Origin of the sequence: Pseudomonas moorei, from assembly GCF_008801475.1 — a bacterium.
Lineage (GTDB): Bacteria > Pseudomonadota > Gammaproteobacteria > Pseudomonadales > Pseudomonadaceae > Aquipseudomonas > Aquipseudomonas moorei.
Window position 1 is genome coordinate 181,402 of record NZ_VZPP01000007.1, and the last position, 26,330, is coordinate 207,731.

The window sequence follows — 26,330 nt, forward strand, 5'->3', positions numbered from 1 at the left end:
GTGCCAGTTATTTAAGGTGTTGAATTTAAAGGGTTTATTGATTGTTTTTCGGTGGGGTACAGGCAAAAGTAACTGGATTTGTAGGCGTTTTTGCAGCACGTCGATGCAGCAAGGAACCTCCCTGCAGGCGCTGGCAAGCCAGCGCCTGCAGGACGGTGTTTACAGCCTTTGAGGTCAGTCACGCTGCAATTTGCGAATCAGCGTGCCGATGTCGATACCCAGATGCTGCGCCGCCTTGCGTTTGCTCCCGCACAGCTCCACGGCCTGGAGGATGACCTGGCGTTCGAACTGCTGGACCTGAAGCTTGAGGTTCTGCTCGAGGCTTTGATCCGGGCCGTTCTCCGCCTCTGCGGGTTTGAAACGCTGCTGCAAAGGTGCCGGGTGCAACAGTTCAGCCGGCAAATGATGCTCCTGCGCCTCATCGTCGGCGAGGACCGCCAGGCGTTCGAAAATATTCACCAGTTCGCGAATATTGCCCGGGAAGTCATAACCCATCAGGCGCTTGCGGCAACCGGCCGACAGGCTCAAGGAAGGTTCGCGATCTCCGTTGATGCGGCTGAGCAGGATGTCGATGAGGAACGGCAAGTCATCACGATGCTGGCGCAGGGGGGGAATTTCCACGGGCAACACGGCCAGGCGATAGTAGAGATCGGCACGAAATTCACCGGTGCTTACCAGATGGCGCAGGTCCTTGTTGGTGGCGGCAATCACTTGCACCTGCACGGTTTTGCTCAGGGGCGAGCCGACTGACTGAATGGTGCTGTCTTCGAGAAACTTCAGCAGTTTGGCCTGCACATGCAGCGGAATCTCGCCGATTTCGTCGAGGAACAGTGTCCCGCCGGATGCCGCCTCGATATAGCCTTGCTTGCCGCCTTGCAACGCACCGGTAAACGCGCCGCGCTCATAGCCGAACATTTCCGACTCGAACAGGCTTTCGGGAATGCTCCCGCAGTTGACGTGAATGAATGGCCGATCGCCCCAACCAGCGGCTCGGTGAATGTGGCGGGCAATCGCCGTCTTGCCGACGCCGGGCTCACCCAGGAGCAACAGCCGCGCGCGTCGGCGGAAGGCACGCACGCCGGTGTCGGCGATGCTCGACAGCTGCGGTGAGAGGTGCAGGGCGCTGTCCTGTGGGTCGCGCAGGCCTTGCGGCTCCAGGGGGCGGCTGCCGAGCGCTGCCCGGCGCGGCGGCTGGCTGCCGTCGAAGTCCTTCTGGGTCAGCATCCGGAACGGTTTTTCGTAGGCGCCGGTGGGAATCGCGTGGGTGCTGCTGAGTAGCACGCGTCCTTCCCGGGAGCGGGTCAGGGCGCTGTTGCCACCGCGATTGAGGGCGGTCAGCAAGTCGTCGTAATTCAAGGCCGAACGCTGGAAAAATTCAGTCTCGGGCAAGCCGATCGCTTGCTGCTTCGACAGGCGGTTGACGCGCTCGGCGGCAAGGTTGAGAAAGCGCACCCGGCCTTCACCGTCGGTGACGATCAAGGCTTCACTGAAGCTGTCGAGCAACGCGTGCAACGCCGGGGTTTCCAGCAAGGCACCCAGCACCTCGCTGCTGGCATTGACCGAAGAGCGCATACCCATTTGCAACGAGGGTGGCAGGTTCGAGTCTTTCATGGGTGCAACTCTTCGACGCGGCGAACGCCCTGGCTTTCGCGAAAGACCGCGACCCGCCATGCCACGCCCTCGCGAACCAGAATGCGCGAGCAATGCACGTTGAAATGGCGCTCGCGTCCGCGCAGGTCCGGCAGGGGCAGGTTGTGCCAGGTGCGTTCCGGCAAGGCCATGTCCAGCAGCAAGCGCGCGATACCGGCGCCATGGGAAATGCCGAAGGTGTCTTCAAAAGCCGCGTTACGCCATTGCGGTTGCAAGTGTTCATCGATCACCAGCACGGCGTCGGGCACCGCATCGAACACCCGGCGCAAGGCATCGATGCGCTGCTCGGCGTCATGCTGCATGCGCAGTTCCTGGCTGACGTCGCGAATACTGCCCCACATCCGCAGCAGTTGGCCGTTGACGATGGTCGCCCGTACATCGTTCTCGACATAGGCCGGCGAGCCATCGTGGCGGCGATCCACCGAGAGCGCGCAGTCGACGCTGAAACCGGACTCGATCAAGCGCCGCACGAACTCTTCGTTGGCCGGGCTGCGCGGCCAGTAAAGGCGCACCGGCTGCTGGTTGAAGTCGACATCCGACGGCATTTCATAGACCTCGGCCATGGCACGGTTGCACAAGCGCCAGTGGGAGTCGTTTTCGAACACCTGGCGGACTATTTCATCCGGGGAATTGTGGATGTCCACTGCTTCGGCGAACTCGATGCACCAGTACGCCACCTTCGCGCTCTGCAGCATCTGGCTCATCACTTCATTGGCGTTGTGCATTTCCCGCAGCCGATGGCCCAGGGATCCGAGGGGGATTTTCAGCAAGTGCAGGCGCGCCGGCTGTACCGAGCGCCACTCCAGCAATCCACTGGCGATCACGTGCAGCAGGCCACCGTTGTGACGAATCAGGGTGAGCTCCAGGCTGTGGATCTGTTCGTCCGCTGGCGGGTTGGCAAACAATGCTTGTACGGTGCGCACCGACTCGACACTGAAAATGCGTTCGATCGGTTGAGACAGCAGCTCTTCAAGCGCATAACCCAATTGATCGCTCAGGCTGGCGGACAGGTTGAGCAGTTCCCCGTCGGCACTGACGGTGCTTGCAAGAGGCTGGGCTTTTCTGGCCAGCAAATTCAGGATATCCATCGGTGGATCGGCTCGATTCGGCTAAGGGGTGGAGAAAGACGGGGCATTTCGCATGCCAATCTCGACAGCCACAAAACAGGGCATAGGGGAGAGACCGCTTCTCGAAGGGTGCTGCAGTTTTGCAGATATGTGTGCATTTGCGCAGCACTTGAGTCGAGTTTAAGGGCAATGCCAGGGCAGGCGGAATCTATCCGATGAGTGACGAAATCAAGGTAGGCGGGCAATAGCATTTTTCCGTCCTGCCACCTGTTTGGCAGGATGAAATCGGTCTAAAAACACCGGTCCGGGCGCCGAGGGCTTTGCTACTCTGAAGGTGTAGGTGATGACGCAGACTGATGCGCAAGCGGATAGCGAGGAGGCGTGGGGCGCGCTCCGAAGGGTACACGGTTAGAAAGATCTCCGCGCTGAGATCCAGCCCTTATGCCGTGTGAAGCAGGACAGTACTTTTAGCTACAAGATGGTTCCATGACTGTTCTGTGGGAGGCCTGATAAACCTTGTAAGCCAGAGACCAGCGCTGGCCACCTACTTGATCTTCGAAGCCCGCCTTGAGCGGGCTTTTTAATGGAGTTCACAAAATCCCGAGCAGTGCTCCTGTAGGAGCCAGCCTGCTGGCGATGGACCCGAATGCGCCGCGTTTAACCAGGACATGCGCGTCATCGTTAACGACCTTCGCCAGCAAGCTGGCTCCTACAAGGACCGTGCCCGTGCTGGCGTATGCGGCTACACCAGGTTGATGGTTACGTCGATGTTGCCACGGGTCGCCTTGGAATACGGGCAGGTCTGGTGGGCGGCGTCCACCAGGGCCCGCGCCAGGACGGGTTCCAGGCCCGGCAGGCTGACGTTCAGGCGAGCCTGAAGGAAAAAGGCGTTGTCCGTCTTGCCCAGATCCACTTCGGTCGCAACGCTGACGTCGGCGGGCAGATTGATCTTCAAGGCTGCAGCCGCCTTGCCCATGGCGCCGATGAAGCAGGCCGACCAACCGGCGCCGAGCAGTTGTTCCGGATTGGTGCCGTTCCCGGCAGCGCCAGGCGGGGTCAGCTTGATGTCCAGGCGCCCATCGTCGCTGCGCGACTCGCCTTGACGGCCGCCGGTGGTGACGGTCTTGCCGGTGTAAAGCACGGTATCGATTTGATTGATCATGGTTCTTCCTGCAAAGGTTTTTGGGGGGCTTGAGCCGTGATGTCGCGCGAAGCAGCGACGGACACCACGGGTAGCGACGGGCCCACTTTTTCACCTTCATGTACGCCGCATGTGTCTTGAATCCGGGGTTGTGTATCGCTGTGTAGGTTCGCCGCTTGTCCCTACAGAGCGATACAAATCCCTCGATCGCGACAGCGACCAGCACTCGCTTGTTTGATCCGGCAACGGCAGGCGGTGATACAGCCGGGGCGGGCGTCTTGTTCGATCGACTGGCGGGGTTCGCCGGCTGTGCTAGCGTCTTGAGGTCGACCCTCATTTGCGAGCTCCCCCCATGGACGAGTCCATCGTTAATGTCACCACTGCCAAATTCAACGCCCTCATCGCCATCGTGCAGGCCTACGGAGCCGCGTTCGCAGTCAAGATTCTGACCGCTATAGCGTTCTGGATCGTCGGGCGCTGGCTGATCGGCTTTGCCGTCCATATGGTGCAGAAAGCCCTGGGCAAGCAGCGGGTGGACCCGACTGTGCTGCGTTACGTGGGCTCGGCGATCACGGTGACGCTGAACATCATCCTGGTGATCGGCATCCTCGGTTACCTCGGGATGCAGACCACCACCTTCGCCGCGCTGCTCGCCGCGGTCGGTCTGGCGATCGGCATGGCCTGGTCCGGGCTGCTGGCCAACCTGGCGGCCGGTGCCTTCATCATTGTCCTGCGCCCGTTCAAGGTGGGCGATTTCATCTGCGCGGGCGGGGTGACCGGCACGGTGACCGAAATCGGCCTGTTCGCCACGGCGATCAACACCCCGGACAACGTGCTGACCCTGGTGGGCAACAACAAGATCTTCAGCGACAACATCCAGAATTTCACCCACAATCCGTTCCGCCGTGTTGAACTCAAGGCACAGCTGTCCGGAGCGGCCGACTGGAAGGCGGCAGCGGCCTTGCTCAAGGAGAAAATCGCGACCATCCCCAACGTGCTCGCCGAGCCGGCGGTGGATGTGGAGATTCTCGAGTTCAACCTGGTGGGGCCGGTGCTGGCGGTGCGACCTTACTGCCATAACGAAAACTACTGGCAGGTGTATTTCGACACCAACCGCATCATCAAGGATGCCCTCGGCGAGGCCGGCTTCCCGGCGCCGATGCCAGCACAAACGGTGATTTTCCAGCAGGGCGCTACCTTGCCCGGAGCACTGACCAAGGAATGACGGCGTCAATTCGATTGCGGTCATGGGTACCGGGTCGCAATCGACTTCATGCGGAGCAGGATCAATAAATGCAGGATGTTCGCCCCAACCCAACGCAGCCCCTGGAATATTGTGTCGAACGTCCGATATTCATGGATTTCTTGCAGCAGGCCAGACGCACGCCCGATGCAACGGCAGTCATCGCCCACGATGTAACGTGCACTTATCGTCAACTGGAAGAGACCAGCCGGCGCATAGCCGGTTTGCTGATTGAACAGGGCGCCAGCGCATCGGACCGGGTGGTGATCGTGTCGAACCGCTGTGCCGGCCTGGTCTACGCCATGCTCGGCGCCTCACGCGCCGGGCTGACGTTCAGCGTCGCCGACATGGCCTATCCCGCGGCGCGCATCGAGCAGATCATTCGCATACTGCAACCTTCATTTGTGTTGCTCTGCGGCGGGGCGACCTTCGACCCGGGGCATGGGCAATCCCAGCCAGGGGTTGCTCCTCCACGGGTGGTGAAGATTGCCGAATCGCCCAGCGAATCACTGCATGCCCATGCCGTTGATCCAGAGGATTTGCCGGTAGTCGACCCGGCACATCCGGCCTACATCACCTTCACATCGGGCAGTACCGGTGAACCGAAGGGGATTGTCACCCACCATGCGCCGCTGGTTCATTTCATCGAGTGGCATACCCGGCACCATTCGCTGTCGGAAAGCGATTGTTTTTCCCTGCTGTCCGGACTGGGGCATGACCCCGTCTACAGGGACGTCTTCACCCCGTTGTCGATCGGCGCGAAAGTGGTGATCCCCGAGCAATCGCTCGTGATCGACCCATCGGCTTTGGCCACATGGCTGCATAAGCATGCCGTTTCGGTGATTCACCTGACGCCGCCCCTGGGCAAGCTCATTGAAGCGGGGGCAAAGATCAATGGCTCCAGATTCAACGATCTGCGCTATCTGTTCTGGGGCGGCGATGCCCTGAGCGATACCTTGTACGAACAGATGCGCGGCATTGCACCCGATGCAAAGAGCGTGAACTTTTACGGCACGACGGAAACGCCGCAAGCCATGGCGTTTCACCCGCTCGATCCCGCCGCCGACAATGCGCGGATACCCCTGGGCAAAGGCATTGACGGCGCACAACTGCTGCTGGTGAATGAGGCCGGTCAGTTGGCCGGCACCGGAGAGGTCGGGGAGATCCTGATTCGCAGTCCCTATTTGTCATTGGGTTACTGGGGCGACGCGGCAAAGACCCGCGACAGTTTTGTGGCCAATCCCTTTACCCATGCCCCGGACGATATTTGCTACAAGACCGGCGACCTTGGCACCTATCTGCCAGATGGCAGTGTCATGTTTCTGGGGCGCGGTGACAGTCAGGTCAAGATTCGCGGGCACCGAATCGAACTGACCGAAATCGAAGGCACCCTTTCGCGCCATCCCCGCGTCAAACAGTGCGTTGTGCTGGCGGCGAACGATCGTTCGAACGTGAGGCTGGTGGCCTATTGCGTTTCAACCGACCCTGTTTCCTCGGTTCAATTGCGTGAGCATGTCAGTAAGGAGCTGCCCGACTACATGGTGCCGGCGCAGTTCGTCTTCCTGGACGCCATTCCTCTGACACCGAACGGCAAGATTGATAAGCGGGCACTGGCTGCGGTGGGTGCCTCAACGGATGCGGCGTCCCCTGGCTCGAACCAGAACCTGTCGCCGCTCACGCTCAAGCTGGCGGATGCCTGGTCTGAAATCCTCGAAGTCCCGTCTATCGATGCCAACCTGTCGTTCGTGGAACTGGGCGGCGATTCGCTGTCGTTTGTCCAGGCTTCAATGGTCCTTGAGCAGTTGATCGGGCACCTGCCGGATCGATGGGAAATGCTGCCGGTCCGTGATCTGGGTGAGCTGGCCAACACGGCCAAACCGTCGAGGCTGGCCATTCGGGCGATGGAAGTTCCCGTGTTGCTGCGGGTCATGTCCATCGTGATGATTGTGGTCGGGCATTTTCATCTGTTTTCCGATTGGGCGTTTTTCGGCGAGACGGCCGTGTTGTTCGCCGTGTCCGGTCTCAGCCTGGCGAGGTTCCAGGTTCAAGCCATCAATGAACGCGGTAACGCCAGTACGCTCCTCAAGTCCATGGCCAGTATCGCGGTGCCCACGGTCCTGTATACGGTGTTGACCCAGGTGCTTTTCGACAGGGTTCACTGGCCGTCAGTCTTGATGATTTCCAACTGGTTTCCACCCAGAGAAATCGGCAACTTCACCTATTGGTACATTGAGGTGCTGTTGCAGATGATCGTGATCATCGGGATCGTGTTGTCGTTCGAGCGCGTCAGGAAAATCATCCTTTCCAATCCGTTCCGTTATTTGCTCATGGCGTCTTGTCTGCTGGCGGTGGCTGACCTGTTGATCAGTGCCTATGTGTTTGACGCATCAGCGCTCAATAACCGGGTGCCGCAGCATTACCTGGCGATCATGGTGCTGGGCATGGCCATTCACTATGCCGACTCCACCCGGCGCAAATGGCTGGCCAGTGCGGTGGCGGTGATTGTGCTCGGTGGGCGGGACGTACTGGAGTTCTACGGACATGGCTTGCCGGCGGTTGGCATGAGCGAATACATCGATGTGGCGGTGCCAGCGGTGCTTGCGGTGATCTGGATCCGTTCCGTGCCCGTACCCGGCCTGATCGCGCGGGGGCTTGCCGCCATCGCCGCGTCAACGCTGTACATTTATCTGACGCACTTTCAATTCCAGTCCTTGGCCCATCGCCTCAATGACAGCCCTGTACTGGCGGTGATTATCGCCATCCTTGGCGGGATCCTGGTCGGTTATGCCTGGAACAAGTTCGTTCGAATCGTTTTGATGCGCTTGAACGGTGCAGAGAAGAAGCGCCGTTCGCAAAAGATTGAACGGGTGGCCTGACGTCGGTGTTTTCGTCAGGTCGCCACTTCACGGCTATCCTGTTTTTCATGCGTTTGATGCTGTTGCGCGTCGTTAACCGGAATCAACGGTTGTCTGGATGATGGGTCCCTTCCGGCAAGGACAGGGTCTTGCAGCGTCCCACGGGCTTTCCTGGATGAAAGGCGGTGGTTGCACGGATAGAAGTGGCAGCGATGAACACAAGGGTCGAGCTGGCAACTGACGACGCGGCGCAAGGCTTGTTCGTGCAAACGCTGGAGCAGGCTATCGACGCCGTGGTGGTCGTGAATGAGCTCGACCTCGTGGTGTTTTTCAACGCCGCTGCCGAGCGCTTTTGGGGCTGCTCGCGCATGGACGTGCTGGGCAGTGCAGTCAGTGCCCTGATCCCGCGGGGGATGAGCCTGACCCCGGACGATTCTTCCCGCGCGCACAGCGCTCTGGATGTGCGGATCCTGCGCCGCGATGGTCAGGAGCGCTGGGGTGTGATGTCCATCTCGAAAATCGCCCTGCATGACCAGACCCTGCATGCGGCGTTCCTCAAGGATGTCACGCACCTGCGCGAGCAAGACCTCGAACACCGGCTGCTGTCGATGTCGATCAATGCCGCGCATTCGGCGACCTGCATCGTCGACGCCCATCGCCAGCTTATCTACGTCAATGACGGGCTGATCCGCTTGCTGGGCTATTCCCGTGAAGAGGTGATCGGGCAATCACCGATGCTGTTCTTCGTGCCCGACGCGCGGGCCGAAACCCACGCGGAGCCCGAGCTGGAAGCCGTTCTCTGCGGCCAGCCTCATGAGTTCAGCGCGCTTGTCAGCAAACGCAGCGGCCAGCGCCTGTGGGTGCATGTGTCCTCGACGCCTGTGTTCGACGCTCGGGACCAGGTCGAGCACGTGGTGATCGTGCTGACGGATATTACCCAGTCAAAGCTGCATGAGGTGCTGCAAAACAAAGTCATCGGCGCATTGCTCAAGGAAGAGTCGCTGGAGAGCGTGCTGACACTGTTGTGCCATGAAATCGAACGCATCGCCCCCGAAGTCATCGTTTCGATCCTCAGTGTCGACCCCCAAGGGATTCTGCATCCCCTGGCCAGCCCCGGTTTGCCGACCGAATACTCCAGGGCCATCGAAGGCCTGGCCATCGGCCCCGTGGCAGGGTCCTGCGGTACCGCCGCCTACCGGGGCGAGCCGGTGCTGGTGACCGACATCAATAACGACCCGCTGTGGGCGGACTACAAGCACCTGGCTCAACAGTCTGGCTTGCAGGCTTGCTGGTCGATGCCGGTGCGCAACGGTGCCGGGCGCATCGCCGCGACCTTTGCTCTGTATTTCCGCGAAAGCCGCGGGCCTGACCCCTTGCACGGCCATCTGGTCAAAGCGGGCACCCATCTGTGCATGTTGGCGCTCGAACGCGAGCAAGCCCGCCAGTCCATTCGAAAAATGGCCTTTTACGACGGCCTGACCGGCCTGCCCAATCGCAGTTTCCTGCTCGCCCAGGCGCAGCGCACCCTGGTCGCAATGGCGCGTGAGCAGGCGGAGCTGGCCGTGCTGTTTGTCGATCTGGATCGTTTCAAGCAAATCAACGATGCGTTGGGCCATGCCTCGGGTGACGAGTTGTTGCGCGTCATGGCGCACCGGCTGCGCAGCGTGTTGCGAGAGTCCGACCTGGTCGGGCGTCTGTCCGGAGACGAGTTCGTCCTGGTGCTGCCACGCATGAACGCCACACAGGTCGCGACTTTTCTCGAGCGGCTGATGCTGCTCCTGAGTCGCCCGACCACGATTGCCGGCATATCTGTGGTCGTTTCGGCCAGCATTGGCATCAGCCTGTTTCCCGGTGACGGGCGGGACATGGAGAACCTGTTGCACCGTGCCGACATTGCGATGTATCAGGCCAAACGCATCGAACGCGGCAGCTTCAGCTTCTTTGTCGAAGAGATGACCCGGAACGCTCAAGACCGATTGGTCATGGAGACAGCGTTGCGCAACGCCATGGCCAACGACAGCCTTGAGCTGTTCTACCAGCCACAGATCGATCTCAACAACGGCAGGCTGGTGGGTGTAGAGGCGTTGGCGCGCTGGGCGCATCCGATACTGGGCGACATCTCGCCAAGGCAATTCATACCGCTGGCCGAGGAGTGCGGGCTGATCAATGAACTGAGTCAATGGGTGCTGCAAGCGGCGTGTGAGCAACTGGCCGCGTGGCGGCGACAAGGATTGGCGATTGCGTCGCTCTCGATCAACCTGTCGCCGATCAACTTTCACAACCTCGACCTGGCCGAGCTGATTGCCGGCCAATTGCAGCGATACGGCTTGCAACCCGCTGACTTGTGCGTGGAAGTGACCGAGAGCGTGGTGCTTTGCAACAGTCCAGGCACCCATAAAACCATCCGCGATCTGCATGCGCTGGGGGTGCGGCTGGCCATCGATGATTTCGGCACGGGCTATTCCAGTCTGGGCTATCTGCGGCACCTGCCGATCAGCGAGCTGAAGCTGGACAAGAGTTTTGTCGACGACCTGGAACACGACAGGTCTTGCCGGGCCCTGAGCGAGTCGGTCATCGGCATCGGCAGGAGTCTGTCGTTGACCGTGGTGGCGGAAGGGATTGAGTCCGCCGTCCAGCGCGACATCCTCAAGGCCCAGGGCTATGAGATCGGCCAGGGCAATTTCTTCTCGGTCCCGCTGCCTGCCCAGGCCTTCGCGCCACTCATTGATCTGGCAAACGCGGGCGGGGCCGTGTGCAACGGGGCAGGGCCGCTCTGCCTGGGGCTGGGGATTTCGAGCTGATTCAGGGACGGCCTGACGATGGCACTGTAAACTGGCCGCCCGGTTTCGACCGACCCTTTACCCATTCAAGCAAGAGTTGCCCATGGCCAATCAAGACATCACCTTTGTTCCGGACCCCGATGCCGATTCCATCTCCTCCGACGTCGCCGGTTTTGGCGGCCTGTTGGTCTCCACCCAGATCCCGACCCGCGCCGACGGCAGCCTGGAGCTGGGCGACATCACCCTGCAGAGCGAATGCACCCTGCAGGCGCTGAAGGTGGCGCTGGAGCGCGCCGGCAGTTCCATGGACCGGGTTCTGCACCTGACCATCTACCTCACCGACATGGCCGACCGCGCCGCCTTCAACGAGGTTTACCAACGCTTTTTCGCCAAGCCCTGGCCGGTACGCGCCGCCGTTGGCGTAGCCGCGCTGGCGGTCGAAGGCATGCGCGTGGAAGTCACCGCGATGGCTGCCAAGGGCTGAAAACACCCCATGTGGGAGCGAGCCTGCTCGCGATAGCGGTATGACCGTCAACGCTGCTGCCGACTGGCACGCAGCCATCGCGAGCAGGCTCGCTCCCACAAAAAGCTCAGGCCAATTCGTTCAGGCAGGCGCCATCGGGCAGCCTGTGGGTGCCGGTCAAGGGTTTCGCCGCTACAATGCGTGCCTTGATCGTGACAGGCCAGACTAAAAACACATGTCCCTACCCAAGCATCACCTCGAATTGCTCAGCCCCGCCCGCGACGTAGCCATCGCCCGCGAGGCCATTTTGCATGGCGCCGACGCCGTGTACCTGGGCGGCCCAAGCTTCGGCGCCCGCCACAATGCCTGCAACGAAGTGAGCGATATCGCCCAACTGGTGGAGTTTGCCCATCGCTACCACGCCCGGGTGTTCACCACCATCAACACCATCCTGCACGACAACGAGCTGGAGCCGGCGCGCAAGCTGATCCACGAACTCTATGATGCCGGGGTCGACGCACTGATCGTCCAGGACCTGGGCGTGATGGAACTGGATATCCCGCCGATCGAACTGCACGCCAGTACCCAGACCGACATCCGTACCCTGGCGCGGGCCAAATTCCTCGATCAGGCCGGTTTCTCGCAACTGGTGCTGGCCCGTGAGCTGAACCTGCAGGAAATCCGCGCCATCGCCGACGAGACCGACGCGGCGATCGAGTTCTTCATCCACGGCGCGCTGTGCGTGGCATTTTCCGGCCAGTGCAACATTTCCCACGCGCAGACCGGCCGCAGCGCCAACCGGGGCGACTGCTCCCAGGCCTGCCGTCTGCCGTACACCCTGAAAGACGAAAAGGGCGGGGTCATCGCCTACGAGAAGCACCTGCTGTCGATGAAGGACAACAACCAGAGCGCCAACATCCGCGCCCTGGTCGAAGCCGGCGTGCGCTCGTTCAAGATCGAAGGGCGCTACAAGGACATGGGCTATGTGAAGAACATCACCGCCTATTACCGCCAGCGCCTGGATGCTGTGCTCGAAGACCGCCCGGACCTGGCCCGTGCCTCCAGCGGCCGTACCGCGCATTTCTTCCTGCCCGATCCGGACAAGACCTTCCACCGCGGCAGCACCGACTACTTCGTCAGCGAACGCAAGATCGACATCGGCGCCTTCGACTCGCCGACCTTCACCGGCCTGCCGGTAGGCGTCGTGGAAAAAGTCGGCAAGCGTGATCTGCTGGTGGTCACCCACGAGCCGCTGTCCAACGGCGACGGCCTCAATGTGCTGGTCAAGCGTGAAGTGGTGGGCTGGCGCACCAACATCGCCGAGCCCAAGGGCGAGTTCGAAGAGGACGGCGAGAAGCGTTATCGCTACCGCGTCGAGCCCAACGAGATGCCAAAAGGCTTGCACCAGTTGCGCCCCAATCACCCGCTCAGCCGCAACCTGGATCACAACTGGGCCCAGGCGCTGCAAAAGACGTCCGCCGAGCGCCGGATCGGCCTTTCGTGGGTCGCGCGCCTGCGTGAAGAGCGCCTGGAACTGACCGCCACCAGTGAAGAGGGCATCAGCGCCAGCGTTGCCCTCGACGGTCCGTTCGGTGTGGCCAACAAGCCGGAACAGGCCCTGGAACAACTCCACGATCTGCTGGGCCAGTTGGGCACCACCGAGTACCACGCCACGAACATCAAGCTCGACGCTCCCCAGGCCTGGTTCATTCCCAACTCGCAGCTCAAGGCTTTGCGCCGCGAAGTGATTGAAGCACTGACCGTGGCGCGCATCGCCGCACATCCACGGGGCGGTCGCAAAGCCGAGACCAACCCGCCGCCGGTGTACCCGGAATCGCACCTGTCGTTCCTGGCCAACGTCTACAACCAGAAGGCCCGTGATTTCTATCACCGTCACGGCGTCAAGCTGATCGACGCGGCCTACGAGGCTCACGAAGAGGCCGGAGAGGTGCCGGTGATGATCACCAAGCACTGCCTGCGGTTCTCCTTCAACCTGTGCCCGAAACAGGCCAAGGGCGTGACCGGCGTGCGCACCAAGGTGGCGCCGATGCAGCTGGTGCACGGCGATGAAGTGCTGACGCTGAAGTTCGACTGCAAACCGTGCGAAATGCACGTGATCGGCAAGATGAAGGGCCACATCCTGGACCTGCCGCAACCGGGCAGCGCTCAGTCGGTGGTCGGCCACATCAGCCCTGAAGACCTGCTCAAGACCATCCCTCGCGCACCTCACTGAGTGACGGGCGAGCGCGACGCCACGGCGTCGCGTTTGCCTGCCCGGCCTCATCCACCACTGACTTTCCAGTGTTTGACGTCATCGGCGAACACGATCTGTCGCATCTCGTGGGCAATACCGTAGGCCAGTGATTCGTGCGCGGCGATGACTTTTTCCTCCGCCGACAGGCAGTGGAAAATGTCCAGCCGGGTCGCGGCCTCCGCGGTTTCCAGTGCGAAAATCTGCACGTAGCGTGCAAGGTCGTTATCGAGACTCGACAGGTATTCTCGCAGCCGTTGGTGGTCGACCGATTTCTGGCTGAAGTACCAGTTCATCGGGTGAATCAAGAATCGCGAGTGGGGCGATGTAATGCGAAGACCCGCCGCCAGGAACATGATGATGCCCATCGATTCGATGTTGCCGGCATTGATCGCACAGAGTGGCACTGGCAATGATTTCAAGAAGGTATAGAGGGTAAAGCCAAAGTTGGTACTGCCGCCGGTGGTCGACAGATTCAACAGCAGCGAAGTGGCCCCCAGATCGATGGCCTCGAGGCAACAATCCCTGAATCGCTCGGTCGTGGCCTGATCGATCTGGCAGTGAAAATGCACGATGTGTTCTGTCATTGATTGACCTTCCGAGTCCGCAGCCTGGAGGACGTTCAGCGCGTTATCCAGTCTAGTCAACATTGACCATCGACTCTTGAAAAAGCGGCGTACGGTGCGCGCTTGCGCGGCTGCGTCCGCCAGTCGAATGGGCCTCATTTCGATGGAACTAACGGTCAAAACCCACTCGTCGCGAGCCGGAGGTTTTCGTTCAAACTTTCGATTTTCTGCGCCCTCCGAATTGTACGAGCACACGCTCGCAAGCAAACGACCCAAGAGGTGAACAGAAATGGCCAATACAGGAAACAACAACCCCGGCAATTTTGGCAATGACCGGGACAAGGCTTCTGATGCGGGCAAGAAAGGCGCAGGGGCTTCCGGTGGCAACCATGCCAACGATCCACAGCGAGCATCTGAGATGGGCCAAAAAGGTGGCCAGGCTTCGGGCGGCCAAAGATCGCGCGACGCTGATCGCATGTCTGGCGGTGGACAGGGAACCCACCGTGGCGGTGAGTTTGCCGACGACAAGCAAGACATGACCAAACCAGGACAGAAAGGCGGTCAGGCCTCCGGTGGACGCCAATCAGGCGATGCCAATCGATCGACCAGCGGCGGGCAGGGAAGCGGTCGTGGTAGCAACGTAGCCGATGACATGGATAAAGGCTCTCAAGCTGGACGCACAGGCGGGGATCGCAGCGGCGGCGGAGGACGTAAAGCTTAATGCCCCGTGATCCTCATCAAGCCCCGAATCATCTTCGGGGCTTGATCCTTTTGCTCGGCTCAACGTGCGGGCCGGACTGATCCGCAAAGAGGCGAGCGCGATCGGTTTGTATTTCAACTTATCTTCAGCCGCAACAGTGACGTACGCATACAAAACAGGGCCCAGCGCGACACATGCGCGATACACGGTGAACGCCTAATGGCGCTGCCCCACAACGGCACCCGCGCTTTTACCCTGCACTCACTGGAGAATGGCTATGTCCCGAATCAACACCCGTTACGCTGCTGGCTGGCTTGGCGTTGCGCTGGTCACCGCGACACTCGGCACCTTTACCGGCCTCGCTCAGGCGCAGGAGAGCAAGGCCCCGGCGAAAAACTGGCAGGCCGGGCTCTCGCGTACCGATCTGGTCCGTCGTGACCTCGATGTCGATGGGCGTGAAGTCATTCAGGTCCGGGTCGATTTCGATGCCGGCGTGACGTCGCCCAAGCATTCCCATCCCGGCGTCGAAATCGCCTATGTGATTGACGGCACCTTTGAATATCAACTCGAAGGGCAACCACCGGTCACGCTCAAGGCCGGTGATTCGCTGTACATTCCGGCGGGCATCGCCCATGTGGCGAAGAACATCGGCCAGGGCAAAGGCTCGGAGCTGGCGACCTACATCGTCAAAAAGGACACGCCACTGGTGGTGTTGCAGCCGTAGACGGCAGCCGCCTGAATCAGCGGTTCAGGCGTGTTCACGGCGGCGGCTGACCAGGGCGATCAGGCAAGCGATACCGATCAGCCCCCACGCAACCATGAACGTCACGCGCATGCCGCGGGCAACCGCCTCGGGATGCGCGGTATTGATGTCGACCGAGTTCGATGCCAGGGCAAACACCGCGCCCAGTACAGAGGCCCCGGTGATCAGGCCGAGATTGCGCGACAGATTGAGCAAGGCGGACACCACGCCCCGCCGGTCCGGCGCCACATCATTCATGACAACGGTGTTGTTGGCAGTCTGGAACACCGCGTAACCCAGGGTGATGATGACCATGGGCGCGAGGTAGCCGCCGATGCCGAACGTTCTTGGCAGCATTGACAAGGTGAAACAGCCCAGCGCAATGGCGATGAGCCCGGCCAGGGTCATGCGCCGCGCCCCGAAGCGGTCGGCCATGCGCCCGGCGGGCACGCCGGACAGTGCCGCCACCAGCGGCCCGACGGACAACACCAACCCGACCCCGACCGCATCCAGCCCGAGCGCCCGCGACAGATAGAAGGGCCCGACCACCAGCGTTGCCATCATCACCGTCGTCACCAGCAGGCTCATGGCCAGGCTGGCGCTCAACTGCGGATCGCGGAACATCGCCAGTCGAATCAGCGGCGCCGCGACGCGTGCCTGCACCCGAATGAACAGGCCGACGCCCACGCACGCCGCCAGCAACAAGGCGATGTTCAACGGACCAAAGTGGCCGCGACCAAGGGTCATGGCCAATGCATAAGCGCCCAGGGTCACGGCCAACAGCAGGCTGCCGAGCGGGTCGAAACCGCTGCGTACGGTGTTCGCTTTGCGCTGATCGGCCGGCAAATGGCGACAAGCAAGCAGCAGCGTCACCAGACCCAACGGCAGCATCATCAGGAACATCGCCCGCCAGCCGAATCCGCCGATCAACAGCCCACCGAGAGAAGGCCCCATCGCGGTGCCAATCGCTGACATCGTCCCGAGCAAGCCCATGGCGCTGCCGGTTTTCTCCTTTGGCACCGTCTCGCTGACGAAGGCCAGGGTCAGGGCCATCATGATCGCTGCGCCGAGGCCTTGCACGGCCCTCGCGCCGATCAGCAGGCCGAGGGTCGGTGCCAGGCCGCACAAAGCCGAAGCCAGGGTGAACAGACCGATCCCGCTCAAGAGCAGGCGCCGCCGCCCGACCAGGTCGCCGAGCCGTCCGACACTGACGATCAGCGTGGTGATGGCCAGCAGATACGCGAGGACGACCCACTGCACCTGCTGGAAGGAAGCCTCGAACACCTCAGCCAGCGTCGGCAAGCCCACGTTGGCGATGCTGGTGCCGAGGGCGGACAGCAGCATCGACATTGACAGGCTGGCCAGTGCCCACCTGACGGATCCGGTTCGTTGCGCGTCCTCTGTCATTGCCGTTGCGGAATTCATGGGGTCCCCCTGTCGTGGCCACTCCCGATTGGAGCTATCGCAAAACTACGCCTGCGCCTAACATGGCGGAAGACGCACCCTTTGCATTTAATACGTGCGTTCAACGCCCTATAAGCCCGCCACGAGGCATCCTATGTCCAGCGCCGATTTCAACTTGCTGATCACCCTAGATGTGCTGCTGGCAGAAGGCAGCGTGGCCCGCGCCGCCAAGCGCTTGCGCCTGAGCCCTTCGGCGATGAGCCGGGCGCTGGCGCGATTGCGCGAAACCACTGGCGATCCGCTGCTGGTCAGGGCCGGACGCGGTCTGGTGCCCACGCCTCGGGCACTGGAGTTGCGGGAGCGGGTCAGTCAATTGGTGCAGGAGGTTGAAGCGGTATTGCGTCCGGCCGAGCAACCGGACCTCGCGCAATTGGTTCGCACGTTCACGCTGCGCACCAGCGAAGGTTTCGTCGAAAATTTTGGCGCCAGGCTGATTGCGCGCATCGCCGGACAAGCGCCCGGTGTGCGCCTGCGTTTCGTGCATAAACCGGACAAGGACAGCACGTCACTGCGTGACGGCACGGTGGATCTGGAAACGGGGGTGGTGGGCAAGGGCGCCGGTCCGGAGTTGCGTACCCAGGGGCTGTTTCGTGACCGCTTGATCGGCGTGGTGCGTTCGGGGCATCCGTTGAGTCAGGGCCCGATGAGTGCCGCACGTTTCGCCGCAGGCAGTCACATCAGTGTGTCCCGGCGCGGCCTGGACAAGGGGCCGATTGATGATGCCCTTGAATTGCTCGGGCTGGAGCGCCAGGTCGCCACCATCGTCGCGGGTTTTTCCACGGCTCTATCGCTCGCACGGGCCAGCGATTTGATCGTCAGCGTGCCGGAGCGCCACACCGCAGACCTGCGACAAGGCATGCACAGTTTCGAGCTTCCTTTGTCGTTGCCTTCTTTCACCGTGGCCATGCTCTGGCACCCGCGAATGGATGCCGATCCCGTGCATCGCTGGTTACGTGAATGTCTTCGAGTGGTTTGTTCGGAATAGGAAGTAACTGGAGAAACAGTAAGTTTAAATCCGTGGCAACTTAGTCAGTATATTGAGTGCTGGTGTTAAGCTGTTGTTACTGATTTTGTATGTGTAAGTCTTTTGTTATGTGAGCGAAGAAAATCATATAAAAATACTTTGAACTTATGTTGTTGGGTGAGGTATGCGGCAGGCTCAATAATTATAAATGTCTAAAGAGAAGGGTTCGCAAGTGTGGTGACTGGCGCAACGCTATCAATGTGGCGATTTACTAGTACTGCGGATATATACAATAATTTGCTCTGATATATTGGCTAACCTATTGATTGATATCGATAAATTAGTTTGTATTATCTGAGTCATGATTGTTGTTGTTGCTAAGCAGAAGCCGGGTAATCGGGGAAATTGGCTGACGAAGTGCTGTTGCCGTGTATCTGGAAAGAAATCAAAATAAATCGAACGCTTTTCTTCAGTGGTGCTAGTGTTGGTCACTTCAATAAACCGCACTTGTCGTTCTGTAGAGGACGTGCGTCATGTCGATTCCAAATCCTCGAATCGCGATACTCGGTAATAGAGTGCCAAGTTTGAACCTTCCCGAACTTGAACACTTTTCCGACTTGGGCAGCCTGTTGGCTGCCCGCGCATTTGATGTGGTACTTCTGGACATGCCCGCCGCTTATGCGGGGAAAGTGCTGCGAAAGCTGCGCTCTATCCCGCCGTATCGCTACACCCTCATTTACTGTTGCCGCGACCAGGATGGCTGGTGTGAGGCCTTGGGTGATGGTGCGTGCCCGGTCGATGCCAGCGAGATCAAGCAGCTTTGGGTCGCCTGGCAAGAGCGCTTCAGGTTGCTTGAACAGGGCGCCGCGCCCGAGCGATTTGAAAGCCGGGTGTTGTCCTGGCTGTGGTTACGCGGCAACACCTATGTGTATGCGTTGCGCGACCCGGAGGTGCCCCAGCATTACCGCTACCCGCTGCTGGAAGCGCTGGCTGACAACGAGCAGATCAATGCCTTTGTCTGGCTGGGCTTGATGGTGCAGCAAGGCTGGCTGGAAGAGGGGGTGCTGGTCGATCGCGTTCGCCTCTGTTCGGAATGCGGTTCGGGCCGGCTCAATTACATCGACGTGTGCGCCGAGTGTCAGGCCCTGGACATTTCGCGACAACCTTCCTTGCACTGCTTTACCTGTGGGCATGTGGGCCCGCAGGAATCCTTTCTCAAAGACGGCGTGCTGCTGTGCCCCAACTGTTTGTGCCGGCTGCGTCACATCGGTACCGATTACGACCGTCCGATGGAAAACTATCGCTGCCGCTCATGCCAGGCGTTTTTTGTCGATGCCGAAGTGCAGGCGCGTTGCCTGGATTGCGGCTTGTCGCATACGCCGGACAAATTGCGTGTCCGCGAGGTCAGGGATTTCCGCCTGACCGAAGCCGGACGGTTCCGCTGCCGCCAGGAGTTCAGCGAGCGATCGGTCCCCGGCTTTGGTCGGCTCAACCTGCTGGGCGGCAAGGATTTCTATGATCTGCTGAGCTGGCAGATCCAGATTGTGCGCCGCTATCCGGTGCCGACCTTTTCCCTGATCGGTCTGCGCTTCGTCAACCTGAGCGGGACCTTGTCGCAACTGGGGGAACAACGCGGTCATGCCTTCATCGATAGCGTGGCCGATCGTTTGAAGGAAACCGTGCGGGAAACGGACCGCTGCTCGCGAAGCACCGAAGAGTTCTTCTGGATCATGCTGCCCCATACCGACGGCAAGGGTCTGGAATGCGTCAAACAACGCTTGAGCCGGATTGCCGAGCTGTTTTCGGCGCCGGAGGTCAGCGACCTCTCCCTGCGTGTCGTCAGCATCACGGCGCCGGACGACCTTCTTGATCAGGAAGATGGTCAATTACTGTTGGCCCGTTTGGCCGGCGAGTTGGTGTGACACCCATGAACCCGTTGATGGAACAACTCTACAACGCGCTGGGCGGGCTTGCCGGGGCGGATGGTCTGAGCCGGTTGTTCTACATGCTCTTTCCATCGTTTCTGATTTTTGAATTGCCAATGATGATCCTGGTGATGCTGGGCGTGCTGCGCTGGTTCGCCCGTCGGCGTTCCCGCGTGCCGAAGATCAGCGTTTATCAGCCCAGGGTCTCGTGCATCATCACCTGCTACAGCGAAGGCATGGACGTGCAGGCCACGCTCCTGAGCCTGTGCGAGCAGACGTATGGCGGCCACATCGAGATGATTCCGGTGGTGGACGGCGCCACCGTGAACCAGGCGACGCTGGCCGCCGTGCGCAGCTTCAACGTGGACCCGCAGTTGTACCCCCGGCGCCATTTGCGCCCGATCGCCAAATGGCAGCGGGGCGGACGGGTGTCGTCATTGAACGCCGGCCTGTCGCTGGCCAGCGGCGAAATCGTGATGGCGCTCGATGGCGATACGTCCTTCGACAACAACATGGTCAGCGCCATCGTGCGGCATTTCGAAGACCCCATGGTGCCCGCGGTGGCCGGTAGCCTGCGGGTACGCAATGTCTGGGGCTCCTGGGTCACGGCGATGCAGTCGCTGGAGTACCTGCTGTCGATCCACATGTCGAAAATCGGCCTGGCCGAATGGAATCTGGTCAACAACGTGTCCGGGGCCTTTGGCGCCTTCCGCCGTAGCTTCCTGGTGAAAATCGGCGGCTGGAACACCCACACGGCCGAAGACCTTGACCTGACGCTGCGCATCAAGAGCTACTTCAAGCGCCATGACCTGAGAATCCCGTTCGAGCCTGAAGCGATCGGTCACACCGACGCGCCTGCGACACTCAGTCAATTCCTGATGCAGCGATTGCGTTGGGACGGCGACCTGTTCTTTCTGTACATCAGAAAGCACAACCGCAACATCAGCCCGAAATTATTAGGCTGGAAAAGCTTCTTGATGATCCTGGTGACCGGCTTCTTTTTCCAGCTGGTGCTGCCGTTCATCATCTTCAGCTACACCTTGCTGGCGATCTTCATCCTGCCGGGCATGACCCTGCTGTTTCTGTTTTCGCTGATCTATCTGTTGTACCTGACGATCACCGTGCTGATGTTCGGCGCCATGCTGTTGATGGTGTCCGACCGCCCTCGGCAAGACATGACCCTGGGCTTGCTGGTGCCTTTTTTCCCGATGTTCATGTTGCTCCTGCGTTGCTGGAGCGTGGTCGCCATGCTCAACGAAATGTTCCGTCGCGGGCATGAAGAAAGCTCGATGGCGCCGTGGTGGGTGCTCAAACGCGCCACGAGGTTTTGATATGCGATCAATCCTTCTGGCCCTGTGCTTGCCCCTGCTGGTGGCCCAGCCGTTGATGGCTCAGGCGGCGCAAGCGCAAAGATGGTCCCAGGCCAGTTATGTCTGGGACAGCGAAGCCTTGCTCGATCCCGGGCAGCGGCCGGCTGAACTCCAGGCACTGCGCAACGCCGGAATGGACAAGATTTACCTGGGCCTCAAGGCCGCGCAGATCAGAGACCTGGGTGCGACCCGCCAACGCCTGGAACAACTGCTGCGGGACGCGGCGGACAAGGGGGTACAAGTCAGCCTGTTACTGGGCGATCCGAGCTGGATCGAGCCGCCGGAACGCCATCAGCTCACCGATCTGCTGGACAAACTCAAAGGGCTTGCCTTCATCAGCCTGCACCTGGACCTGGAGGTCGAGCAACTGGGCATGCCCGTCCCGGATCAGCGCCTTACAGACTGGCTCGAAACCTTGCGTACAGCCTCTTCAGTGAGCCCATGGCCGGTCGAGATTTCCAGCCACCATCGCTGGTTCGCTGATCCCAAACCCGGACACCCCTGCGTGCCCTGTGCGCTTCCCGATGCGGGCGTGCGTCAGGTCAGCCTGATGATTTACACGCGCAATCCTAACAACAGCGCGCGAATGGCAGAGCAAATCGCCAGGCGCTGGCCCGACCTGCAATTTCGCCTGGCACAAAGCACGGAGCCGCAACTGGACGCCACGGAGTCCTGGGCCGGCGCTTCGACCGAACAGTTGCAACACCAGAGCAGCGCCTGGCGTGAACAACTGCAACCTCTCGGGATTGCCGGCATTGACTGGCAAGCCTGGCGAGACTTTCCAAAACGGTGAACCCTCATGAAGATTCGTTTTGATAGTCGCAAGGAACTGAGCCCGACTCAGGAGCAGGGTTTGAGCGTGCTCTATGCCCCGGGCAAACGCACGGCGTTTCGCGTGCGCTGGTATTTGATCCTGTTCCTGGTCGCCAGCCCGTTGATCTGGCTGGGCGGCAAACTGGCCTACGGGATGCTGATGATCGACGCGCCGGCTCAGTTGCGCTTGCCGATCATCGAGGTGCGCGCACGGGATACCGGTCGGGTCGAGCAACTGTTCGTCAAGGCCGGCGACCAGATCGGCGTCAATCAACCCCTGATCAATCTCGACAACCCCGAATGGCGGGCCCGGCTATCGCAACTGGCGGCCATGCCGACTAACACGACGCCGGCACGCAATACCAAATTGGGCGGCAGCGAGCGACAGTTGCTCAATACCCGCATAGGGAGGGCGCAGGAGCGTGTGAAGGTGCTGGAGGACCTGGTGGATCGAGGTGCCGTCTCGCCGGGGGAGGTGTTGACGGCCAAGTCTGAGCTGGATGGCTTCAGGGCCGATCTGTTGGCGTTCGAGCGCCGCGAGCAACTGGCCAATCAGGCGCCGTTGAGCGTCGAGCGAGATGTCATTCAACAGAACGCCGAGCAGCAGTGGCTGAAGACGCGCCTGGCCGCGCTGCCGATCAAGGCCCCGCAGGGCGGGCGAGTGGCGGAAGTCATGGTCAACCCCGGTGAAAACGTCGGAGCCGGCACCTTGCTGATGCGCATCGAGCGACAGGAAGACCCGTTGTTGTGGATTTACCTGGAGCCGCAGAACATCAGCTACGCCGCGATTGGCCAGGCGCTGCGCGTTCGCATGCCCAATGGGGACTGGCTGGATGCCCATGTTGTCCAGGCTGTGGACAGTGCCGGGCGTACACCCACGGTGTTGCGAGGACCATTCACGGCCAGCGAAATGGGTTTGCAGGTCGCCGCCCGGTTTGATCACCCGCTGCCGGCGAAATGGCGAATCGATCAACTGCCGTTGAATGTGCGGTTCCCCACCGACTGGCAACAGATGTTCGCCGACAGCCGTGAGCTCATCGAGCAAGTGGGGGATCTCTTTGCCATTGGTCGGGCAACGGCGACCGCCCAGGAAAGCCGTTGAAGGATCACCTGCGATCAATCATCGCCGACCTGATGGCCGCGTCGTCTGGGTCGGCCCCTCAGATGTACTGATGGCGGCGCGCCGTCGCGGCGACTTCGGTCGCCAGCAAATGCTCGGCCAGCACATCGTTCAAGAACCGGAACTGATCGTTGAGCCCCACCACTTCGTTGTTGAAGTGATTGGCGGCGGCCGGAATCAGCAAGGCTTCGAATTTTTTGTCGAATACCAGGGTCAACACTTTACGAGACTCGAAAGGTTGCGAGTAATAGTTGCTGCCGAACACCGGGAAGCTCACGGACAGGGTGACTTCGTTGATCATGACGTGCGCTCCTCGGAGAGGACGAACCAGCCCAATACACTCAACGTGAAGGCCGTCAGGGCCAGACAGGTTAGGAGATGGATCAGCATGGTACGGCCCTCCGCTACAGGGTTTCGTGTTGGGTTGGAATCGATCCTACGCTGACGGTGGCGGGGCGGAAGGCATTCGTGGCGATGGTGAATATCGACGCAAGTGATGGTCGGTTTTTTTTGCGGGCTTTCTGAGGGCCACGATCCACGCTCAGCCGACAATGGCCGCCACCTATACTCAATTGAGGGGCTCTTGAACACCGAACATTCCGTTCGGAGCCGACTTTAGGAACCGTGATCTTGAACCTGCGCTGGTTGATCGTCGCCGTGCTGGTGGTGTTGGCCGGGTGCGCCATGTCGCCGCGCGCGCCGGTGGAAGCGCCGCAAGTGGTGATACCTCCCAGCACCTGGCAACAAGTGGATCGGGAGATCATCCAGGCGTCGCAATCGGCGACCGAACAGACAAAAATCTACGCGCAGGGCGCCATGGACTACTGGCGCACCCGGGTCTACGAGCTGACCGAGCAGAATTTCATCCCCTGGTTCAGCAACTACTGGACCCAGGAATGGCTGTCGATGAAGGTCAGCTGGTACACCATCAGCGCCAAGGGCGAGCAGGACGCCACGGAAAGGCGTCTGGCCGCTTATCTGCTGGAGCAGTATCAGGAAAAGGTTCTGGCGCCGGTGGCGGTGGAGATCGACCCGAACGCGATTCTCAGCCTGGCGGCGGCCTTCTACGTGGACATTCTCAAGGAAGAACTGCAGAAAATTTCCCAGCGCCATGACGTGCCGATGGCGCAACTCAATGGCCGTATCCAGAAAATCCCGGCCATTGCCCTTGGGCCACCACCGGCCCGGGACGCCTCGCTTTATCAGGTCGTTTACACCGATTTGAACGCCTTGCCGGCCTACTCCGCGTTGGTCGACAAGATCCACAAGGCCGGCGGCACTAAAGGCGTTGGCTCAACGGACACCGCCATGGCGCCGGTGGCCAAGCGCGCAAGCCAACGGATGGAAGCCGAAATGGCCCCGCGCGGGGCGGCCAGTGCGGTGGCGGCGGCCGCCGGCAAACTCGCTGGCGGGTTGATTACCGTGGGGGTGGCGGGGGTTCGCGCATTGATTCAGGCCGCTGACCGGCCGGACAGCGAAGCGTTGATTCGCAGCAGCCTGGGCAACACCTTCGACAAAGCCTGGATCAAGCTGGTGCAGGACCCGAACACCGGTGTCATGGCCGGGACTTTGTACATGGCCGCGCAAATCGAAGGCAGCCTGGCCCAGAGTGCTGAACCGCCGGTCGGTATAGGCGTGGGGACTGTCGATTGGAGCCCGACTGATTCGACTAATCAGTAGCTCAACCCATGACTGAAGGAGAACACCCATGTCTTATGTAGATGGTTTTATCGCGGCGGTGCCCACCGCCAATCGTGAAAAATTCAAGAAACACGCCGAAATCGCTGCGGCGATCTTCAAGGAAAACGGCGCATTGAGCCTGGCCGAGTGCTGGGGTGAAGACGTACCGGAAGGCAAGGTCACTTCGTTCCCGATGGCGGTAAAACTCAAGGAAGACGAGACCGTGGTGTTTGGCTGGATCATCTGGCCGGACAAGGCCACCCGCAATGCCGGGATGGAGAAAATGATGAAAGACCCGCGCACGCAGCCGGACGTCAGTCCGATTCCGTTCGATGGCCAGCGCATGGTGTTCGGCGGTTTCGAGCTGCTCGTCAAGGCTTGAGCCCGCTCGCAGGGTCACTCTGACGTCGGGGTGATCCTGCAGCTCTTGCGATGGCGGATTTCGTCATCGGTCGGCCGTACCCTGACGAATTCGAAACGCGGCTCGCCTTCGCTGTAGTGCACCAGCCAGCCCCATTCCAGTTCGAACTCATCCTGGCCGGGCCTGGGTGGCTCGGCCCACCATGGTTCCTTGCTGATGATCTGTCGCATGGCCCCCTCCGGTTGAATCGCCAGCCTCAACTATAGACCTGTGGCGAGGGCGCTTGCTCCCGCCGGAGATCTCTGTGGGAGCCGGCTTGCCGGCGAAGGCGTTTTCATTGACGCCGCATCGTTGCCTTCGCTGACCCAGCGCCCTTGCCACAGGTTGTACACTCAGGCGGTGTCCCCGCCGAGGTGCCCTGCATGAATGACGAATCCCGCGAGCCGTTCAAACGGCTGTTTTTTGCCCTGGGTTGCGCCCCCGCGCAACGCAAGGCCATCGCCCAGTGGCGCGGCGCGCTGCAACTGCGTAGCGGACGCCCGGTGCCGGTGGAGAACTTCCATCTGACCCTGAAGTTTCTCGGCTCGGTGGCGGTAGGGCAGATTGCGGACATTTGCACGGCGGTCGCGTCTGTACGCACCCCCGGCGCGCGATTGACCGTGGCCCTTGATCGGCTGGATGTCTGGCGCAGGGCAGGGGTGTTGGTATTGGCGCCGGAGCAGGCACCGCCGGCGCTGCTGCGCCTGGTGTATGACCTGGAGCAGGCCTTGTTGCCGTTTGGGCTGGAGGACGCACCACGGGAGTTTCGTCCGCACCTGACCCTGGCCCGCGACTATCGGGCGCCGGTGCCCGAGTCGACCTCGCCGCCGGAGTTTTTCCTGCGCGCCGACCGTTTCACCCTGTTCGAATCCCACAAGGGCCGCTACCGGGCGCTGGCCGATTGGCCGCTGGGGGTGGCGTAGGTCCCTTCAGCAGACAAAAGGAATGAAAGGGGCATTGTGGCGTGTGCTTTCAGGCTAAACGCGGTGCCCTTGGGTCTATCGCGAGCGGGCTCGCTCCTACAGGTATTGGGTTGGTTTTGTATGCCGGGATTCCGTGAAGAACCAGAAAAAAAAGGCGCCCGAGGGCGCCAACATTCACCTTAACCGAGGAGCCAGGTGAGTGATGCAGCGGTG

The 26,330-nt window shown here is 60.8% G+C and carries 22 protein-coding genes; 15 read left to right on the plus strand and 7 right to left on the minus strand.

Annotated elements, in window-relative coordinates; genetic code table 11:
• Positions 1-174 precede the first annotated feature (174 nt).
• The 3 genes from F7R06_RS15345 to F7R06_RS15355 form a co-directional block, all read right to left on the minus strand.
• Positions 175-1,611: a sigma-54 interaction domain-containing protein gene (locus tag F7R06_RS15345; protein WP_090320083.1), complete on the minus strand. Its 1,437-nt coding sequence runs from the start codon at positions 1,609-1,611 to the stop codon at positions 175-177.
• The gene (locus tag F7R06_RS15350) at positions 1,608-2,738 is read right to left on the minus strand and encodes a PAS domain-containing protein (protein WP_090320087.1); all 1,131 of its coding nucleotides are present in this window, start codon (positions 2,736-2,738) and stop codon (positions 1,608-1,610) included. Before F7R06_RS15350 ends, F7R06_RS15345 begins: the two co-directional genes overlap by 4 nt.
• A 721-nt stretch (positions 2,739-3,459) precedes the next feature.
• On the minus strand, positions 3,460-3,879 hold the full coding sequence (locus F7R06_RS15355) for an organic hydroperoxide resistance protein (protein ID WP_090320090.1): 420 nt from the start codon (positions 3,877-3,879) through the stop codon (positions 3,460-3,462).
• A gap of 331 nt (positions 3,880-4,210) precedes the next feature.
• Between F7R06_RS15355 and F7R06_RS15360 the strand changes: the two genes are divergently transcribed.
• The 5 genes from F7R06_RS15360 to F7R06_RS15380 all read left to right on the plus strand — a co-directional run bounded on the left by F7R06_RS15360 (position 4,211) and on the right by F7R06_RS15380 (position 13,432).
• On the plus strand, positions 4,211-5,083 hold the full coding sequence (locus F7R06_RS15360; RefSeq protein WP_090320093.1) for a mechanosensitive ion channel family protein: 873 nt from the start codon (positions 4,211-4,213) through the stop codon (positions 5,081-5,083).
• 68 nt (positions 5,084-5,151) lie between these two features.
• Entirely contained in the window at positions 5,152-7,977 is a 2,826-nt protein-coding gene (locus F7R06_RS15365) for an amino acid adenylation domain-containing protein (RefSeq protein WP_090320096.1), read from the plus strand.
• 191 nt (positions 7,978-8,168) lie between these two features.
• Positions 8,169-10,757, plus strand: coding sequence for a sensor domain-containing protein (locus F7R06_RS15370; RefSeq protein WP_090320099.1), 2,589 nt, complete (start codon positions 8,169-8,171; stop codon positions 10,755-10,757).
• Between the two features lie 82 nt (positions 10,758-10,839).
• Complete coding sequence (locus F7R06_RS15375) at positions 10,840-11,220, plus strand: RidA family protein (protein WP_090320103.1); 381 nt, start codon at positions 10,840-10,842, stop codon at positions 11,218-11,220.
• 214 nt (positions 11,221-11,434) lie between these two features.
• On the plus strand, positions 11,435-13,432 hold the full coding sequence (locus tag F7R06_RS15380) for a peptidase U32 family protein (protein WP_090320106.1): 1,998 nt from the start codon (positions 11,435-11,437) through the stop codon (positions 13,430-13,432).
• A 47-nt stretch (positions 13,433-13,479) separates the two neighbouring features.
• On the opposite strand, the gene F7R06_RS15385 is transcribed toward F7R06_RS15380, so the two are convergent.
• Positions 13,480-14,037 (minus strand): ATP-dependent Clp protease proteolytic subunit, encoded by a 558-nt coding sequence (locus tag F7R06_RS15385; RefSeq protein ID WP_090320110.1) that lies wholly within the window; start codon positions 14,035-14,037, stop codon positions 13,480-13,482.
• 268 nt (positions 14,038-14,305) lie between these two features.
• On the opposite strand from F7R06_RS15385, the gene F7R06_RS15390 reads away from it, so the two are divergent.
• Both F7R06_RS15390 and F7R06_RS15395 read left to right on the plus strand, forming a co-directional pair.
• A complete protein-coding gene (locus F7R06_RS15390; RefSeq protein ID WP_090320112.1) occupies positions 14,306-14,737 on the plus strand; it encodes a KGG domain-containing protein in 432 nt (143 codons plus the stop codon).
• Positions 14,738-14,993: 256 nt separating this feature from the next.
• A complete protein-coding gene (locus tag F7R06_RS15395; RefSeq protein ID WP_090320115.1) occupies positions 14,994-15,440 on the plus strand; it encodes a cupin domain-containing protein in 447 nt (148 codons plus the stop codon).
• Between the two features lie 24 nt (positions 15,441-15,464).
• On the opposite strand, the gene F7R06_RS15400 is transcribed toward F7R06_RS15395, so the two are convergent.
• Positions 15,465-16,883 (minus strand): MFS transporter, encoded by a 1,419-nt coding sequence (locus F7R06_RS15400; RefSeq protein ID WP_090320119.1) that lies wholly within the window; start codon positions 16,881-16,883, stop codon positions 15,465-15,467.
• Positions 16,884-17,016: 133 nt separating this feature from the next.
• Here F7R06_RS15400 and F7R06_RS15405 point away from each other — a divergent pair, with 133 nt between their 5' ends.
• The 5 genes from F7R06_RS15405 (at position 17,017) to F7R06_RS15425 (ending at position 23,096) form a co-directional block, all read left to right on the plus strand.
• Positions 17,017-17,907, plus strand: coding sequence for a LysR family transcriptional regulator (locus F7R06_RS15405; protein ID WP_090320122.1), 891 nt, complete (start codon positions 17,017-17,019; stop codon positions 17,905-17,907).
• Positions 17,908-18,461: 554 nt separating this feature from the next.
• Positions 18,462-19,808, plus strand: coding sequence for a TackOD1 domain-containing metal-binding protein (locus tag F7R06_RS15410; RefSeq protein WP_483826458.1), 1,347 nt, complete (start codon positions 18,462-18,464; stop codon positions 19,806-19,808).
• Positions 19,809-19,813: 5 nt separating this feature from the next.
• A complete protein-coding gene (locus tag F7R06_RS15415) occupies positions 19,814-21,142 on the plus strand; it encodes a glycosyltransferase family 2 protein (RefSeq protein WP_090320128.1) in 1,329 nt (442 codons plus the stop codon).
• A 1-nt stretch (position 21,143) separates the two neighbouring features.
• Positions 21,144-21,974: a hypothetical protein gene (locus F7R06_RS15420; protein ID WP_090320131.1), complete on the plus strand. Its 831-nt coding sequence runs from the start codon at positions 21,144-21,146 to the stop codon at positions 21,972-21,974.
• A gap of 6 nt (positions 21,975-21,980) precedes the next feature.
• Positions 21,981-23,096 carry an HlyD family secretion protein gene (locus F7R06_RS15425; RefSeq protein WP_090320135.1) on the plus strand — a complete coding sequence of 372 codons (1,116 nt, stop codon included), beginning with the start codon at positions 21,981-21,983 and terminating at the stop codon, positions 23,094-23,096.
• A gap of 58 nt (positions 23,097-23,154) precedes the next feature.
• Here the strand turns inward: F7R06_RS15425 and F7R06_RS15430 are convergent, their stop codons facing one another.
• Positions 23,155-23,415: a hypothetical protein gene (locus tag F7R06_RS15430; RefSeq protein ID WP_090320138.1), complete on the minus strand. Its 261-nt coding sequence runs from the start codon at positions 23,413-23,415 to the stop codon at positions 23,155-23,157.
• A gap of 329 nt (positions 23,416-23,744) precedes the next feature.
• Here F7R06_RS15430 and F7R06_RS15435 point away from each other — a divergent pair, with 329 nt between their 5' ends.
• Together F7R06_RS15435 and F7R06_RS15440 are read left to right on the plus strand one after the other, a co-directional pair.
• Positions 23,745-24,794: a hypothetical protein gene (locus F7R06_RS15435; protein ID WP_090320141.1), complete on the plus strand. Its 1,050-nt coding sequence runs from the start codon at positions 23,745-23,747 to the stop codon at positions 24,792-24,794.
• Positions 24,795-24,822: 28 nt separating this feature from the next.
• Positions 24,823-25,176: a DUF1428 domain-containing protein gene (locus F7R06_RS15440; protein ID WP_090320144.1), complete on the plus strand. Its 354-nt coding sequence runs from the start codon at positions 24,823-24,825 to the stop codon at positions 25,174-25,176.
• 14 nt (positions 25,177-25,190) lie between these two features.
• Here the strand turns inward: F7R06_RS15440 and F7R06_RS15445 are convergent, their stop codons facing one another.
• On the minus strand, positions 25,191-25,385 hold the full coding sequence (locus tag F7R06_RS15445) for a hypothetical protein (protein WP_090320147.1): 195 nt from the start codon (positions 25,383-25,385) through the stop codon (positions 25,191-25,193).
• A 192-nt stretch (positions 25,386-25,577) separates the two neighbouring features.
• Between F7R06_RS15445 and thpR the strand changes: the two genes are divergently transcribed.
• Entirely contained in the window at positions 25,578-26,117 is a 540-nt protein-coding gene (gene thpR / locus F7R06_RS15450; protein ID WP_090320150.1) for an RNA 2',3'-cyclic phosphodiesterase, read from the plus strand.
• Positions 26,118-26,330: the final 213 nt, after the last annotated feature.